The 14,160-nt window shown below is 74.8% G+C and carries 13 protein-coding genes; 6 read left to right on the top strand and 7 right to left on the bottom strand.

What is annotated here, in order from left to right; genetic code table 11:
• The first annotated feature begins 148 nt into the window (after positions 1 to 148).
• Positions 149 to 490 (top strand): DUF3817 domain-containing protein, encoded by a 342-nt coding sequence (locus tag CLT75_RS06085; protein ID WP_135239891.1) that lies wholly within the window; start codon positions 149 to 151, stop codon positions 488 to 490.
• Here the strand turns inward: CLT75_RS06085 and CLT75_RS06090 are convergent.
• Both CLT75_RS06090 and CLT75_RS06095 read right to left on the bottom strand, forming a co-directional pair.
• Positions 471 to 1,361 carry an alpha/beta fold hydrolase gene (locus tag CLT75_RS06090; protein WP_135243923.1) on the bottom strand — a complete coding sequence of 297 codons (891 nt, stop codon included), beginning with the start codon at positions 1,359 to 1,361 and terminating at the stop codon, positions 471 to 473. The two genes, CLT75_RS06085 and CLT75_RS06090, sit on opposite strands and share 20 nt — an antisense overlap.
• Positions 1,362 to 1,397: 36 nt before the next feature.
• Positions 1,398 to 1,937: a hypothetical protein gene (locus CLT75_RS06095; RefSeq protein WP_135239892.1), complete on the bottom strand. Its 540-nt coding sequence runs from the start codon at positions 1,935 to 1,937 to the stop codon at positions 1,398 to 1,400.
• 151 nt (positions 1,938 to 2,088) lie between these two features.
• On the opposite strand from CLT75_RS06095, the gene CLT75_RS06100 reads away from it, so the two are divergent.
• Genes CLT75_RS06100 through CLT75_RS06110 form a run of 3 tightly spaced genes read left to right on the top strand, consistent with a single transcriptional unit; the run spans position 2,089 to position 6,052 of the window.
• Complete coding sequence (locus tag CLT75_RS06100; protein ID WP_135239893.1) at positions 2,089 to 3,213, top strand: baeRF2 domain-containing protein; 1,125 nt, start codon at positions 2,089 to 2,091, stop codon at positions 3,211 to 3,213.
• Positions 3,206 to 4,954 (top strand): thiamine pyrophosphate-binding protein, encoded by a 1,749-nt coding sequence (locus tag CLT75_RS06105; protein WP_135239894.1) that lies wholly within the window; start codon positions 3,206 to 3,208, stop codon positions 4,952 to 4,954. Before CLT75_RS06100 ends, CLT75_RS06105 begins: the two co-directional genes overlap by 8 nt.
• Positions 4,955 to 5,005: 51 nt before the next feature.
• Entirely contained in the window at positions 5,006 to 6,052 is a 1,047-nt protein-coding gene (locus CLT75_RS06110) for an iron-containing redox enzyme family protein (protein ID WP_135239895.1), read from the top strand.
• Positions 6,053 to 6,150: 98 nt separating this feature from the next.
• Here CLT75_RS06110 and CLT75_RS06115 read toward each other — a convergent pair whose 3' ends face one another.
• A complete protein-coding gene (locus CLT75_RS06115; protein WP_135239896.1) occupies positions 6,151 to 6,375 on the bottom strand; it encodes a CDGSH iron-sulfur domain-containing protein in 225 nt (74 codons plus the stop codon).
• 188 nt (positions 6,376 to 6,563) lie between these two features.
• Here CLT75_RS06115 and CLT75_RS06120 point away from each other — a divergent pair, with 188 nt between their 5' ends.
• Together CLT75_RS06120 and CLT75_RS06125 are read left to right on the top strand one after the other, a co-directional pair.
• Positions 6,564 to 7,973 (top strand): hypothetical protein, encoded by a 1,410-nt coding sequence (locus CLT75_RS06120; RefSeq protein WP_135239897.1) that lies wholly within the window; start codon positions 6,564 to 6,566, stop codon positions 7,971 to 7,973.
• A 244-nt stretch (positions 7,974 to 8,217) separates the two neighbouring features.
• A complete protein-coding gene (locus CLT75_RS06125) occupies positions 8,218 to 9,351 on the top strand; it encodes a SigB/SigF/SigG family RNA polymerase sigma factor (protein WP_135239898.1) in 1,134 nt (377 codons plus the stop codon).
• Between the two features lie 99 nt (positions 9,352 to 9,450).
• Here the strand turns inward: CLT75_RS06125 and ctaD are convergent, their stop codons facing one another.
• The 4 genes from ctaD to CLT75_RS06145 form a co-directional block, all read right to left on the bottom strand.
• A complete protein-coding gene (gene ctaD, locus CLT75_RS06130) occupies positions 9,451 to 11,454 on the bottom strand; it encodes an aa3-type cytochrome oxidase subunit I (RefSeq protein ID WP_135239899.1) in 2,004 nt (667 codons plus the stop codon).
• Between the two features lie 87 nt (positions 11,455 to 11,541).
• On the bottom strand, positions 11,542 to 12,273 hold the full coding sequence (locus CLT75_RS06135; protein ID WP_135239900.1) for an ATP-binding protein: 732 nt from the start codon (positions 12,271 to 12,273) through the stop codon (positions 11,542 to 11,544).
• A 152-nt stretch (positions 12,274 to 12,425) separates the two neighbouring features.
• Positions 12,426 to 12,878, bottom strand: a complete 453-nt coding sequence (locus CLT75_RS06140) for a DUF4383 domain-containing protein (RefSeq protein WP_167797000.1) — start codon at positions 12,876 to 12,878, stop codon at positions 12,426 to 12,428.
• 108 nt (positions 12,879 to 12,986) lie between these two features.
• Positions 12,987 to 14,141: a glycosyltransferase gene (locus CLT75_RS06145; protein ID WP_135239902.1), complete on the bottom strand. Its 1,155-nt coding sequence runs from the start codon at positions 14,139 to 14,141 to the stop codon at positions 12,987 to 12,989.
• Positions 14,142 to 14,160: the final 19 nt, after the last annotated feature.

Consider the following 14,160-nt stretch of genomic DNA (forward strand, 5'->3'; position numbering starts at 1 on the left):
ACGGAGTGGCGGGTCAGGAAAGGCCCGGAGGCCCTTTTCTGTACCCCGTGGCGGCCCCGGTGATCCCCGTCGCGGGGCAGCGGGTTCCGTCCGGGCGGCCCGGCCCGGGCGGCTAGCATGGCCGCCGACGGCGAAGGGGAGTGGCGGAATGCGCGACGGGTGGATCCGGGCGTTCGTGGTGGCGGCGTTCGCCGAGGCCTGCTCGTGGGCGGCGCTGCTGGCCGGCATGGCGGTCAAGTACGGCCCGCCCGGCAACGAGATCGGCGTGAAGATCTTCGGCCCGATCCACGGCGCGCTGTTCGTGGTCTACGGCCTGCTGACGCTCGTGGTGGCCCGTCGGCGCCGCTGGACGCTCGTGCAGACCGGGCTGGCCCTGGCCAGCGCGGTACCCCCGTTCGCCACCGTGCTGTTCGAGCGCTGGGCGAACCGCCGCGGCCTGCTCGACGCGCCTGCTGTCGCGCAGCGGCCGCTCACCCCCGCCGGTCGCTGACCGCGGCGACGTCCTCCGCGAGGAAACCGGCCAGCACGTCGGTCAGCTCCCGCGGCGCCTCCTCGGCCATGTGGTGCCCGGACGGGATCGACGCGGTCCGCACGTCGTCGGCCCAGTCGCGCCAGATCGCGGCCGGGTCGCCGTAGAGGTCGACCATGTCGTCGCGCTCGGACCAGGCGAACAGCACCGGGCAGCCGATCCGCCGCCCGGCGGCCCGGTCCGCGTCGTCCGCCGCCCGGTCCGGCCCGAGCCCGGCCCGGTAGTCCTCGCACATGGCGTGCACCGTCGCCGGGTTACCGATGGCGCGCCGGTAGTCGGCGTACGCCGCCTCGCCCATCTCCTCCGGTGATCCGCCGTACCAGGCGTCCGGATCGGCGTTTATGACCCGCTCGGCCGGCTTGGCGAGCTGACCGAGGAAGAACCAGTGCCACCAGCGGGCGGCGAACCGGGCGTCGCAGCGGGCCAGCGCCTCACCGATCGGCACCCCGTCCAGCACGCCGAGCCGGCTCACCCGGTCCGGATGGTCCAGGGCGGTCCGCATGGCCACGTACGCGCCGCGGTCGTGACCGATCACTGCGGCCCGGCGGTGACCGAGCGCGTCGAGCAGCCCGACCACGTCGGCGGCCATCGCCCGCTTGGAGTAGACGGTGTGCTCCGGGTCGCTCGGCGGCTTCGACGAGCCGCCGTAACCGCGCAGGTCCGGGCAGATCACCGTGTGCCGCGCGGCCAGCCGCGGCGCCACCCGGTGCCAGGTCGCATGGGTACGCGGGTGCCCGTGCAGCAGCACCACGGGTGGCCCGGAGCCGCCGTGGCGTACGCGCAGGCGCACCGCGCCGACGTCGATCTCGGTGAGCGTGAAACCGGGGAACATGGCCGCAGCGGTGCCCACCACCGGCGACGGGGAAACCTAGGTCAGGGCCGAGCAGGCGGCCACGCCGAACAGCAGCACGGCGCCCAGTACGGCCTGCAACAGCAGCGCCGGACCCAGGTGCGACCAGAGCGTGGCGGTACGCGGGGTGAGCAGCTGCCCGGTGGTCAGGTTGACGATCCGCTCGATCCGCGGCGGCAGGTCCTCGTCGCGTTGCGCCCGCAGCGTGAGCTGGACGTGGTCGCCGGGGTGCAGCGCGCTCTGCGGCAGGTGGCCGTGCAACTCGACCTCGACCAGCCGGCCGGTGGCGTCGCGGACCCGGACCGGGGTGACCAGGAACTCCGGCCCCTTCTTCAGCTCCTTGAAGCTGCGCCGGGCCCCGCCGCCGCCACTGCTGAGCAACGCGCGCACCACCTTCAGCAGCAACCCCACCACCCCCGCGGCGGTGAGCACCGCGACCAGCGCGGGCTGCCCGACCCGGACCTCCCGGGCGTAACCCTCCATCAACCGGACCAGACGCCCGGTGACGACGCGTTCCGTCGGGTGGACGACGCGTCGGGTGTACAACTCCGTATCCATGTTCACCACCGAGAGTCCCGTTCCGTGCACAGATGGTATCGGCCCTTCGGGTTGAACGACGTGAATGAACGGTGGTCACGCCCGGGCGGCCGGCAGGTGAACTCCGCCGGGGCGCGGGTATGCGTGCGGCCGAGCCGGAAAGGGGTCGAGCATGCAGCTGTCCTTCCTGCGCCCGCTCTACGACCGTCCCGGGCCGTGGTGCTCGGTGTACATGGACGCCTCCCGCGACACCCAGGACGCGCGAGCGCAGGTCGACCTGCGCTGGCGGGCCCTCAAGGGCGACCTGCTGGGGCAGGGCGCCGACCCGGTCACCGTCGAGGCGGTGGAGGAGGTCGTCCGCCGGCACCAGCCGATGCCCGGCGACTACGGCATCGCCGTGTTCGCCAGCCGGGGCCGCGTGGTGCTCACCGAGTACCTGTCCGCGCCGCCGCTGCGCGACCTGGCGAGCTGGTCGGCGCTGCCGCACACCATGCCGCTCGTGGCCCAGCGGGGCGAGCAGGTGGCCTGGGTGCGGGTGCTGGCCGACCGTACCGGCGCGGACGCCATGGCGGTCAGCGCCGGCGGGGTGCCCCGGCGGGCCCAGGTGCAGGGCGGGCAGAGCCGCCAGCTGCGCCGGGTGCAGCCGGGCGGCTGGTCGCAGTCCCGCTACCAGCGCGCCGCGATGGAGGCGTGGCACCAGAACGCCGGTGACGCCGCCGCGGCCACCGCCGACCTGGCCGAGCGCGTCGGCGCGGACGTCGTCGTGGTGGCCGGGGACGTCCGGGCCACCGGCATGATCGCCGCCCAGCTCCCCGCCCGCTGGCAGGACGTGCTGGTGCGCACCGACGCGGGCGCCCGCGACGTGGGCGCCGACGACACGCTGATGGACGACATCACGGTGCAGACCGTCGCCGAGGTCGCCGACCGGCGGATCGCCGCCGCGCTGGACCGCTTCGGCGTCCAGGAGGACGTCGGCGCCGGACTCGACGCCGTGGTCTCCGCGCTGCAACGCAACCAGGTCGACACCATGCTCATCGTGGACGACCCGTCGGCCGACGGCGAGCTGTGGGTGGGCCCCGAGCCGACCGAGATCGCCACCGACCCGGGGCAGCTGGCCGGCATGTCGGTGGCCGACCCCCAGCGGGTACGCGCCGACGCGGCGCTGCTGCGCGCGCTGATCGGCACCGACGCGGACCTGACGGTGCTCGCGCCCGAGGAGGCGCCGGAGCTGACCGACGGGGTCGGCGCGGTGCTGCGCTACGTCGACGCGAGCACGCCGGGGCGGGGTAATGGCTGAGCGCATCGTCGCCGACCTGGTGGTCGAACGCCTGCGGGCCTGGCGGGTGCCGCGGGTGTTCGGCTGTCCGGGCGCGGCGATCGCCCCGCTGGTGGGCGCGCTCGACGACGCGGGCGGGGACCCGGCCTTCGTCCCCGCCCGGCACGAGGAGACCGCCTCGTACATGGCCACCGGGCACGCGAAGTTCACCGGCGGCGTCGGGGTGTGCCTGGCGACCCAGGGCCCGAGCGCGGTGCACCTGCTCAACGGGCTCTACGACGCCAAGCTCGACAGCAAGCCGGTGGTCGCGATCATCGGCGAGGACGTCACCGGCCCGCTCGGCGGCGCGCACGAGGAGATCGGGCTGAGCCGGCTCTTCGGCGACGTGTGCAACCAGTTCGTCCGCTACGGCCGCAGCCCGGAACAGGTGCCGGCGCTGCTGGACCAGGCGTTCCGTACCGCCGCGGCGACCCGCAGCCCGACCTGCGTGGTGCTGCCGCGCGCGTTGCAGGTCACCGCCGTACCGGACCTGCTGCCGCAGACCGCCGGGGTGGTCACCGCGACGCCCGGCGAGCCGCTGGCCCGGGTGCTGCCGCACGACGCCGACCTGGACGCCGCCGCCTCGCTGCTCGGCAACGGGCGGCGGGTGGCGATGCTCGTCGGCCAGGGCGCGCACGGCGCGGCCGAGGAGATCGTCGCGCTCGCCGACCGGCTCGGCGCGGGCGTGGCCACGTCGCTGCTGGGCAAGCCGGTGCTCGACGAGCGGATGCCGTTCCACACCGGCGTGCTCGGCGAGGTCGGCACCACCGCCGCCGCGCAGCTCATGGGCTCCTGCGACACGCTGCTGATGATCGGCACCAACGACCCGTGGACCGACTGGTTCCCGATGCCGGGCCAGGTACGCACCATCCAGATCGACATCGACGGCCGGCGCGTCGGCACCCGCTACCCGGTGGACGTGCCGCTGGTGGGCGACGCCGCCGAGACACTGCGGGCGCTGCTGACCCGGGTGCCGGAGAACCCCCACCGCGAGTGGCGCGGCATGGTGGAGAAGATGGTGGACCGGTGGCGCGAGGCCGCCGCCGAGCGCGCCGCCACGCCCGCCGACCCGGTCGACCCGCGGCTCGTGCTGCGTGAGCTGTCCACCCGGCTGCCCCGGCACGCCGGCGTCGCCGTCGACGTCGGCTCGGTCGTCTACTGGTACGCCCGCCACCTGGAACTGCCGCCGGGGGTGCAGGCGCGGCTGTGCGGCACCCTCGGCTCGATGGGCTGCGCCCTGCCGTACGCGGTCGCGGCCAAGCTGGCCCGCCCGGACGAGCCGGTGCTCGCGCTGCTCGGCGACGGCGCGATGCAGCTCAACGGCCTGGCCGAGCTGATCACTGTGGCGCACCACTGGACGCGGTGGCGCGATCCGCGGCTGATCGTGCTGGTGCTGAACAACAGGGACCAGTCCGGCGTCGGCGGCGGCCGGTCACCGGGGGAGCAGGGGCCCGAGGTGCCGTACGCCGGGTGGGCCCGCCTGCTCGGGCTGCACGGCGTCCGGGTGGACCGGCCGGACCTGGTCGGACCCGCCTGGGACGAGGTGCTGGCGGCCGACCGGCCCGCCGTCCTGGAGGCGGTGGTGGACCCGGCCGTGCCGCTGGACGCGCCCGAACCGGCGCTGGCCGACCTGCGCGGCCTGGTGACCGACGGAGACGCCGCCCGCCGGGTGCGGGAGCGGGTGATCCAGACCGAGGCCATCGCGGCGGACGAGGTCGTTTAGCCGGATCACTCCGGGGCACTGCGACCAGGCACAACCGTCCCGGGAGGTCCCATGTCCGTCGCCGCCGACCGTCGTTACGGCCCCGCCCCGCTTCCCGCGGCGCGCGGGCCGGTCTCCGCCGCCTTGCTGGCCGCGCTGCGCGACGCTCCCCGGGAGCTGCCGGCCGGGCTGGGCGCCGCGTTCGACGCGGAGGCCGCGCCGCTGACCGACGAGGATCTCCAGCTCACCCTGTTCCTCTGCTACGAGCTGCACTACCGGGGCTGGTCCGGCGTCGACGAGGCGTGGGAGTGGGAGCCGTCGCTGCTGGCGTTGCGCGCCCGCGCCGAGCGGCCGTTCGAGGCGGCGCTGCGCGAGCTGGCCGGCCCGCCGCCGGCGGTGCTGCCGGCCGCCGTGCCGGGCGCGCTGGCCGACCTGGTGGCCGCCGACGACGGCCCGCCGCTGGCCGCCACGCTGCAACGGCGCGCCGACCTCGACCGGTTCCGCGAGTTCGTCACCCACCGCTCGATCTACCACCTGCGCGAGGCCGACCCGCACAGCTGGGCGCTGCCCCGGCTCGGCGGGCCGGCGAAGGCCGCCCTCGTGGAGATCCAGACCGACGAGTACGGCAACGGCCGGCTGGACCTGATGCACGCCGAGCTGTTCCGCACCACGATGGACCGGCTCGGCCTGGACACCGGCTACGCCGCCCACCTGGACCGGGTGCCGGCGGTGACGCTGGCGACCAACAACCTGATGTCGCTGTTCGGCCTGCACCGGCGGCTGCGCGGGGCGCTGCTGGGGCACCTGGCCGCGTACGAGATGACCTCGTCGCTGCCGAACCGCCGCTACGGCAACGGACTGCGCCGGCTCGGCTTCGACGCGGTCGCCACGCGCTTCTACGACGAGCACGTCGAGGCCGACGCCGTGCACGAGCAGATCGCCGCGTACGACATGTGCGGCGGACTGGTCCGGGCCGAGCCGGCGCTCGCGTCCGACGTGCTGTTCGGCGCCGCCGCCGCGCTGGCGCTGGACGCCCTGTTCGCCGCGCACCTGCTCACCGCCTGGACGGCCGGCGAGTCGTCCCTGCGCCCGCCCCAGCGCACCCTCGCCGCAGCCTGACCCCCCACCCTCTCCCTCGCGATCTTGCAGTTCGGGCCCCTTGGGTGCCCGCTTCGGGAGGTTCGCCGGGCATCGAAGTGCAAGATCGCGAGAGGGCGTCAGGTGGAGCGGTCGCTGCCGGCTCGGAAGCCCGTCGCCTTGTGCGTGCCGTCGCAGAACGGCTTGATCGCGCTCTTGCCGCACCGGCACAGCGCCACCGTGCCCCGGCGCGCCTCGATCGGCGTGCCCTCGGGCGTGACCAGCGCGAAGTCGCCGCGTACCAGCAGTGGTCCGTCCCGGTACGGGGTGATGGTCGCCGCCGGGGTGCTCTCGTCGTCGGGCATGCGCGGTGCAGTGCCCGTCCCGGTCCGGCCCAAACCCGCATCCGAGCGCCGTTGCGCCCGCGACGGCGGGCACGCGGCGCGACGGCGTACCTGGGTGTCGCGGGCGGTGCCGGTACCGGGCGGGCCTTGGTCCTGACCCGTGGGGAGATGCCCCGTTTAGACCCCAGAGGGACGGGAAGCCGGGCCGCGTGGTGAGCGAACGAGTCGAACGGGTCAGCGGCGCGGGCCTGCCCGCGGAGCGGGTGGTGGCGGCCGGCAGCGCCGCCCGGATCCTGGTCGCCGCGACCGCCCGGGCGCTGCGCGGCGACGACTGCGGCGACCTCGGCCACCCGGGCGCGCTGTCCCGCCTCACCGGCGCGCCTGAGCCGGTACGCCGCGCCGCCGCCGTCCGGGCTGCCGGGCGGGCGGCGCTCACCGCCGATCAGATCGCCGCCGTGGACGCCGAGCGAATCGCCGGATGGTTCGCCGGGCAGTACCCGGACCGGCGCTTCCCCGGCGTGGTGCTCGGCTCGCCGCACGGCGCCGCCGCCCACCTCGCGGTGGCGCTCGGCGTGCCCTGGCTCCCGGCCGGGTTCGAACTGGCCGGGCAGTGGACCCGGGGAGCGGTGGACCGCCCCGACGCCGCGTACGCGCACGGCGCCACGCTGGCCGCCCGGCTGCTCGACGGCAACCCGCGCGTGCACGTCCGCCAGGTGCACTGCCCGGCGAGCCGGGGCGCGGCGGCGGGCGCGGCGGTGACGTTCGCGGTGCGCTGGCGCACCCTGCCGGAGGCGTACGCGCGCTTCCTGGCCGACCGGCTGGAACCGGCCGCGCCGGTGCTGCTGCTGCACGACGCCCGCACCTGGCCGGTCCGCGACGGCGGCGACGGTCACAGCTTCCAGGCCGGCTGCCCGGGCGGCGGCCTCGACCCGGTCGACTTCCACCCGGACGCCCGCGCGCTCGGCCAGGTGCTGCGCGCCGCCGGCGGTGACGAGACGCGCTGGGCGGCGCCGGAGGTCACGATGGCGGGCGCGTTCGCCGAACACGGCGTGGAGTCCGGCTTCGAGCACGACGCCCGCTCCTTCGGCGACCGGCACGGGCATCCGCTGCACCGGGTGGTCGTGCCGCAGCCGGACGCGCTGAGCGCGGTGACCGCCGACCTGTACCGGCGCTGGCTGCGGCGCGCCGGCAAGACCGGCAACCGGCTGGTGGTGGAGTGCGGCCGGCTGCTCGACCCGGCGCAGGTGCTGCGGGCCGGCCTGGTGCCCTACTGGTGCGAGAACGCCACCGCGCGCCGGGTCGCCGGGGTCGAGTGGTGGCTGGCCGGCAGCGAGCCGTTCAGCTCGGTGGACGTGCTGCCCGAGCCGCCCGGCCTGCGCTCGCCCGCGTCCGCGGGGCTGCCCCAGTGGCTGGCGGTGGCCGGCTTCGGGCGCAAGCGGCGGGCCCTGGACCGGGGCGCCGCGCGCGGCTACCCGGTCGCCTCGGTACCCACCCGACGTGCCACGGAGGTGTTGCGCAACCAGCCCTGCGACCTGCCCGCGCCACCGCCGCTGCGGATGGCCGAGGCCCTCACCGCGCTGCGTGACGCGGGCGCACACCAGGGTCTGCTGGTCTCCTGAACCGCCGCCGGGACCGGCCCGCCGGCCAACCTGGCGAAACTTCCTCGCGATCCTGCGGTCCGTGATTGAGTACCTACGGAGCGGGAAGACCGCTCGCCGCGAAACGGCCCACGACGCCGTGCGGCGGGCAGCCACCGCTTTCGACGTATCCGTCACGTAACCCAACTTCCTCACCCGGTGCGTGGTCCGACCACGCGCACGACCGGTTCCGACCGGGCGGGGGCTCTTCGGCGAGGGGGCGCGGATGTTCGGACAGACCACCACACCCACACCACCGACCACCGACCGGGGTCTGGAGGACCTGGACGCGGCGGCGCTCGCGTACGCGGCCCGGATCGAGGGCCTGCCACCGGAGCGGCGGCAGGAGGCGCGGGACGACCTGGTCCGGTTCGCGCTGCCGTTCGCCGGCCGGCTCGCCCGCCGCTACCGCGGGCGCGGTGAGCCGCTGGAGGACCTGGAGCAGGTGGCCCGTCTCGGCCTGGTCAACGCCGTCGACAGGTACGACCCGGAACGCGGTTCGTTCACCGCGTACGCGGCCATCACCATCGTCGGCGAGATCAAACGGCACTTCCGCGACCGCACCTGGGGCGTGCACGTGCCGCGTCGGCTGCGGGACCTGATCCTCGAGGTGGGACAGGCGACGGCGACGCTCACCAGCGAGCTGTCCCGCGCCCCCACGGTGGCCGAGCTGTCCGCCCGGCTGGAGACGCCGGAGGAGGAGATCCTCGCCGCGCTGGAGTCGGCCGCCGGCTACAGCCCGGCGTCGCTGAACGCGCCGGTGGGCGGGGAGAGCTCGGCCGAGTTCGGTGACCTGGTCGGCGAGTCCGACCACGCGCTGGAGTCCGTCGACGACCGGGTCACCGTCAGCGGCCTGCTGCACCGGCTGCCCTGGCGGGAACGCCGCATCCTGGCGATGCGCTTCTACGGCAACCAGACCCAGGCGGAGATCGCCGCCCGGTTCGGCATCTCGCAGATGCACGTGTCCCGGCTGCTGTCGCGGGCGCTGACCTGGCTGCGTCAGGCGATGCTCGCCGACGCGCCGCCGCCCTGGCAGAACGGCGCGGCCGAGGCCGAACCGGCCAAGGCGCGGATCTCGGTGAGGCAGAACGGCGACCGGGTGGTCGTCGAGGTCGGCGGCGAGGTGGACCGGGCGGGCGCGGACCAGTTGCGCCGGGCGGTGCTCCAGGCGGTCACCGGGCAGCCCCGTGAGGTGGTGGTCGACCTGGTCGGGGCCGGTGGCTTCGACGCCGGCGGGATCGCCGCGCTGATGGCCGGCCGGGAGGCCGCCGCGCGTACCGGGGTGCCGCTGCGGCTGACCCGGGTGCAGCCGGCGGTACGCCGCTCGCTGGCCGCGGCCGGACTGCCGGCCGCCGACTGACGCACGCGCCACCGCGCCGGCTCCCCACCACGGGGTACCGGCGCGGTGGCGTACGACGAGAGGGCCGGCGCCCGGCGGCGCCGGCCCTCGTCCGGTGTGTCAGTTCTCCGGGGTGTCCCCGTGCCCGCGCGGGTGCCGCCACCTGTCGTTGGGCTGGTCGTCGCGCTCGGCGTTGAGCGCGCTGCCCTCCGGCTCGTCGGTCTCCTCGAAGCTGGGACGGCGCACGTCCTCCGGCTCCGGCACCTCCACCGGCCGGGCCCCGGACTGCGGCGCGGGATGGAACTCCACCGCCTCGTGGGCGCCGTACGCGCCGCCGCGCGACGGTGACTCCGGCACGTGCCGCTCGTGGTGCATCTCCTCGCTGAAGCTCTGCGGCGGCTTCGTGGTGCGCTGCGGCAGGTCCCGGCCGAGGTCGGACACGAGCGGACCGTACTTGAGGTCGAACGCGGGCCGCTCGGAGCGGATGCGAGGCATCCGGTCGAAGTTGCGCAGCGGCGGCGGGCAGGTGGTGGCCCACTCCAGCGAGTTGCCGAAGCCCCAGGGGTCGTCCACGGTGACCATCGCGCCGTACCGCCACGACTTCCAGATGTTCCAGATCACGAACAGCGTGGACGCGCCGAGGACGAACGAGCCGATGCTGGAGATCGTGTTCAGCGTGGTGAAGCCGTCGCCGGGCAGGTAGTCGGCGTACCGGCGGGGCATGCCCTCGTTGCCCAGCCAGTGCTGCACCAGGAAGGTGGCGTGGAAGCCGATGAACATGGTCCAGAAGTGCATCTTGCCGAGCCGCTCGTCGAGCAGCCGCCCGGTCATCTTCGGGAACCAGAAGTAGAGCCCGCCGAACGCGGCGAACACGATCGTCCCGAACATCACGTAGTGGAAGTGCGCCACCACGAAGTAGGTGTCCGTGACGTGCCAGTCCACCGGCGGGCTGGCCAGCAGCACGCCGGTCAGGCCACCGAGCAGGAACGTCACCAGGAAGCCGACGGCGAACAGCATCGGCGTCTCGAAGGTGATCTGCCCCTTCCACATGGTGCCGATCCAGTTGAAGAACTTCACCCCGGTCGGCACCGCGATCAGGAAGCTCAGGATGCTGAAGAACGGCAGCAGCACCTGCCCGGTGGCGAACATGTGGTGCGCCCACACCGTCATCGACAGCACCGTGATGGCGATGGTGGCGAGCACCAGTCCGGTGTAGCCGAAGATCGGCTTGCGGGAGAACACCGGGATGATCTCGGTGATGATGCCGAAGAACGGCAGCGCGATGATGTAGACCTCGGGGTGACCGAAGAACCAGAACAGGTGCTGCCACAGCATCGGCCCGCCGGTCGTCGAGTCGTACACGTGCGAGTGCAGCAGCCGGTCCGAGGCCAGCGCCATCAGCGCGGCGGCCAGCAGCGGGAACACGAAGATCACCAGGACGCTGGTGAGCAGCGCGTTCCAGGTGAAGATCGGCATCCGGAACATGGTCATGCCCGGCGCGCGCAGCGTCACGATCGTGGTGATCAGGTTGACCGCGCCGAGGATCGTGCCCAGGCCGGACACGGCCAGGCCGACCACCCACAGGTTCCCGCCGACGCCGGGGGAGTGCTGCGAGGTGCTCAGCGGCGTGTACGCGGTCCAGCCGAAGTCCGCCGCGCCGGCCGGGGTGGCGAACCCGCCGACGACCATCAGCGCGCCCAGGAAGTAGAGCCAGTACGCGAACGCGTTCAGCCGGGGGAACGCCACGTCGGCGGCGCCGATCTGCAGCGGCACCAGGTAGTTGGCGAACCCGAAGAACAGCGGGGTGGCGAACAGCAGCAGCATCACCGTGCCGTGCATGGTGAACATCTGGTTGTACTGCTCCGGGGAGACGATCTGCATCCCCGGCCGGGCCAGCTCCGCGCGGATGATCAGCGCCAGGATCCCGCCGACGATGAAGTATCCGAACGACGTGACGAGGTAGAGCAGGCCGATCTGTTTGGCGTCGGTGGTGCGCAGCAACCGCCACAGCGCGTTGCCCTTCACCGCCTCCCGTACGGGCCCGGGGAATCCCCCGAACCGGGCCGGCGCGAGGATCGCGGGCCCCCGGTCTCGTGCCGGTTCCGTGACTACCCGCTTGGGCATGGCATCTCACCCCGTGTGACGACAGACAGGACGGGCGGGCGTACCCGGCCCCCTGCCCATGTAACCAGGCGAGAGCGGAGAATTCGGTCAATTAGCCGGGAGCATGGCCCAGACGACCTTGCCGGCACCGACCGGGGTGCTGCCCCAGCGCTGGGTGAGCTCCCGCACCAGCATCAGCCCGCGGCCGCCCTCGGCGCGCGGGTCGCGGCTGCTCGCGGCGCGCGCGTCGGCCGGGCTGCCGTCCATCACCGCGACCCGCAGGTACGGCCGGCGCAGCGTCAGCGTCACCTGCATCGGGGTACCGGCGTGCCGCACCACGTTGCCGACCAGCTCGCTGAGCACCAGCGACGCCGGGCCGGCCAGCTCCGGCACGTTCCACCTGCCGCACGCCTCGGTGACCAGCTCCCGGGCCCGCCGGCAGGCGCCGGCGACCGGCTCCAGCCGGGCCCGCAGCCGGGGCGACGCCGCCGCGCCGGCCAGCGCTGTCGCCTCGGCGCAGTCCCGGCGCACCGGCACCACCCGGCAGGCGGTGGTCTCGTTCAGCCACGCCGCCGTCTCGGCGCAGGGAGCGGCGAGCACCATCGGCACCGCCGGCCAGTCGGCGGCCCGGCGGGCGGCGGCGGCGAACACGGACAGCGCCAGCGGCTCGCCGACCTCGATCTCCTCCAGGTCGACCACCAGGGCGTCCGGCTGCGCGGCGAGGCAACTGTCGAGCACCTCGTGCACCGCGCGCATCGTCCCCAGGTCGAGCGCTCCGGCCAGCCGTACGACAGTGACCGGCGACTCGTCGCGGACCTCGCACCTGATCCGGGTCACCATCGCCGCCTCGTTTCCTTCTCGTCGGGGAGGGTCGCCCTCGTCGGGCGGGTCGCCCCGGCCGGGGCGGTCGCCGCCTCCCGCAGCCGGAGGACTACGGACGTACCCGGGCCCCGGACCGGCGAAACCGGGCATCGGGGTCGCCGGGGCGCAGGTCAGCGGCGCTCCCCGCGCCACGACGCGAGCAGGCCCAGCGCCAGCATGGCGGCGCCCAGCAGCAGGTGCAGCCACGAGTCGGCCCGGTTGACCGCGAGCGCGTTCGCCGCGTCGCGCCGGTCGACCGCCAGGCCGTAGAGCCACAGCGCCAGGTAGACCGCGCCGGCGCCGACCAGGAACGCGCGGGCCCCGGCGACGGTACGGGCCAGCACCAGCCCGGCCACGCCGAGCACCAGGTGCACCAGGTTGTGCACCACCGAGACCTGGAACACACCGAACAGCCGGGCGCCCGAACCCGGGCCGGCGAAGCGCAGATCCGCGAAGTGGCTGGTCACGCCCGGCACGAAACCCAGCGCGCCGAGCAGCAGCAGGAGCACGGCGAAGCCCGAGGCGATCCGGCGTACCGGCGCGCGCCCGTCGGCCGGGTTGCGCCGCGCCCGGGAGTGCGCCATCGAGTTCGTCACGCCGGCCTCCTCGCCACCGCGGGAAGCGCCGGTTTCCCGCGGCCGGCGGGGGCAAACGCCGGCCCGGCCGCGCGGGGCGGCCGGGCCGGTGCGGGCTCAGGCGGGCTGCAGCGGCTTCGTCACGCCCGCCCGGACCCGGTCGTACAGCTCCACGTACCGCTGTGCCATCCGGGCCGGGGTGAACCGCCGGGCCGCCTCACGCCGGCACTCGGCCGGCTCCAGCCCGCCGGCGGCGAGGACCAGATCACCCAGCTCCCGCTCGTCGCCGGTGAGCAGGCCGGTGCGGCCGTGCTCGATCAGCTCCGGCAGGCAGCCGCGGGAGGTGGCCACCACCGGCGTGCCGAGCGACAGCGACTCGACCACCGCCGTACCGCCCGGCTCCTCCCAGCGCAGCGGGAACAGCGACGCCCGCGCGGAGGCGACCAGGTCGTCGCGTTCCCGCCCGGCCACCGTGCCGACCCAGCGCACCCGGTCGCCGTCGACGTACGGGGCCACCTGGTCGTAGAAGAAACGCACGTCCGGGTTCTGCCGGGCCTCGTCGCCGGCCGCGGCCAGATCCTCCGGCCGGTGGTACGGGCCGACCGGACCGGCCAGCACCAGCCGGAAGCCGGCCTCCTGCGCGAGCCGGGCGCCCAGGTCCTGCCCCTTGCCCGGGTTGATCCGGCCGAGGATGACCACGTGGTCGCCCTTCGCCACCGGGCCGTGCCGGTCCGCGTCCACGGCGAGCGGGGTGGACAGGTGCACGTGCCCCACCGCGTGCGCGCGCAGCGCCTCCGGGGCGCGCGCCAGCTGCGACGCGGACACCCCGTTGACCCGTACCCGGTCGCCGCCGTCGAGGTTGCCGTACAGCTCCGGGTGCTTGGCGAGGTCCCAGTGCAGGGTGTGCAGCACCGGCGGGGCGTCCGGGCCCATCGCGGCGAGCGTGGCCAGCCCGACCGCCTCCACGTGGTCGTGCACCAGGTCGATGTCGTCGCGGGCGTGCAGCGCCCGCACCACCCCGGACAGGTGCGCCTGGGAGACGCCGCAGACCTGGTTGTACGGCCGCTGCAAGGCGTGGAACTGGCCGTCCGGGAAGACCGCGATCCGCTCGTCCACCGGCAGCGTGCTGCTCTCCACCGAGGCCAGCACCACCCGTACGCCCAGCCGGCGCAGCTCCGGCACCAGCGTGGCGATCACGTTCTCGATGCCGCCGTAGCCCGGCGGCGGCACGGACAGCCACGGCCCGGCGTTCATCAGCACGGTGAGCGTCATGCGCTGTCCTCTCTCAGGG

The organism is Micromonospora sp. CNZ285 (assembly GCF_004637285.1).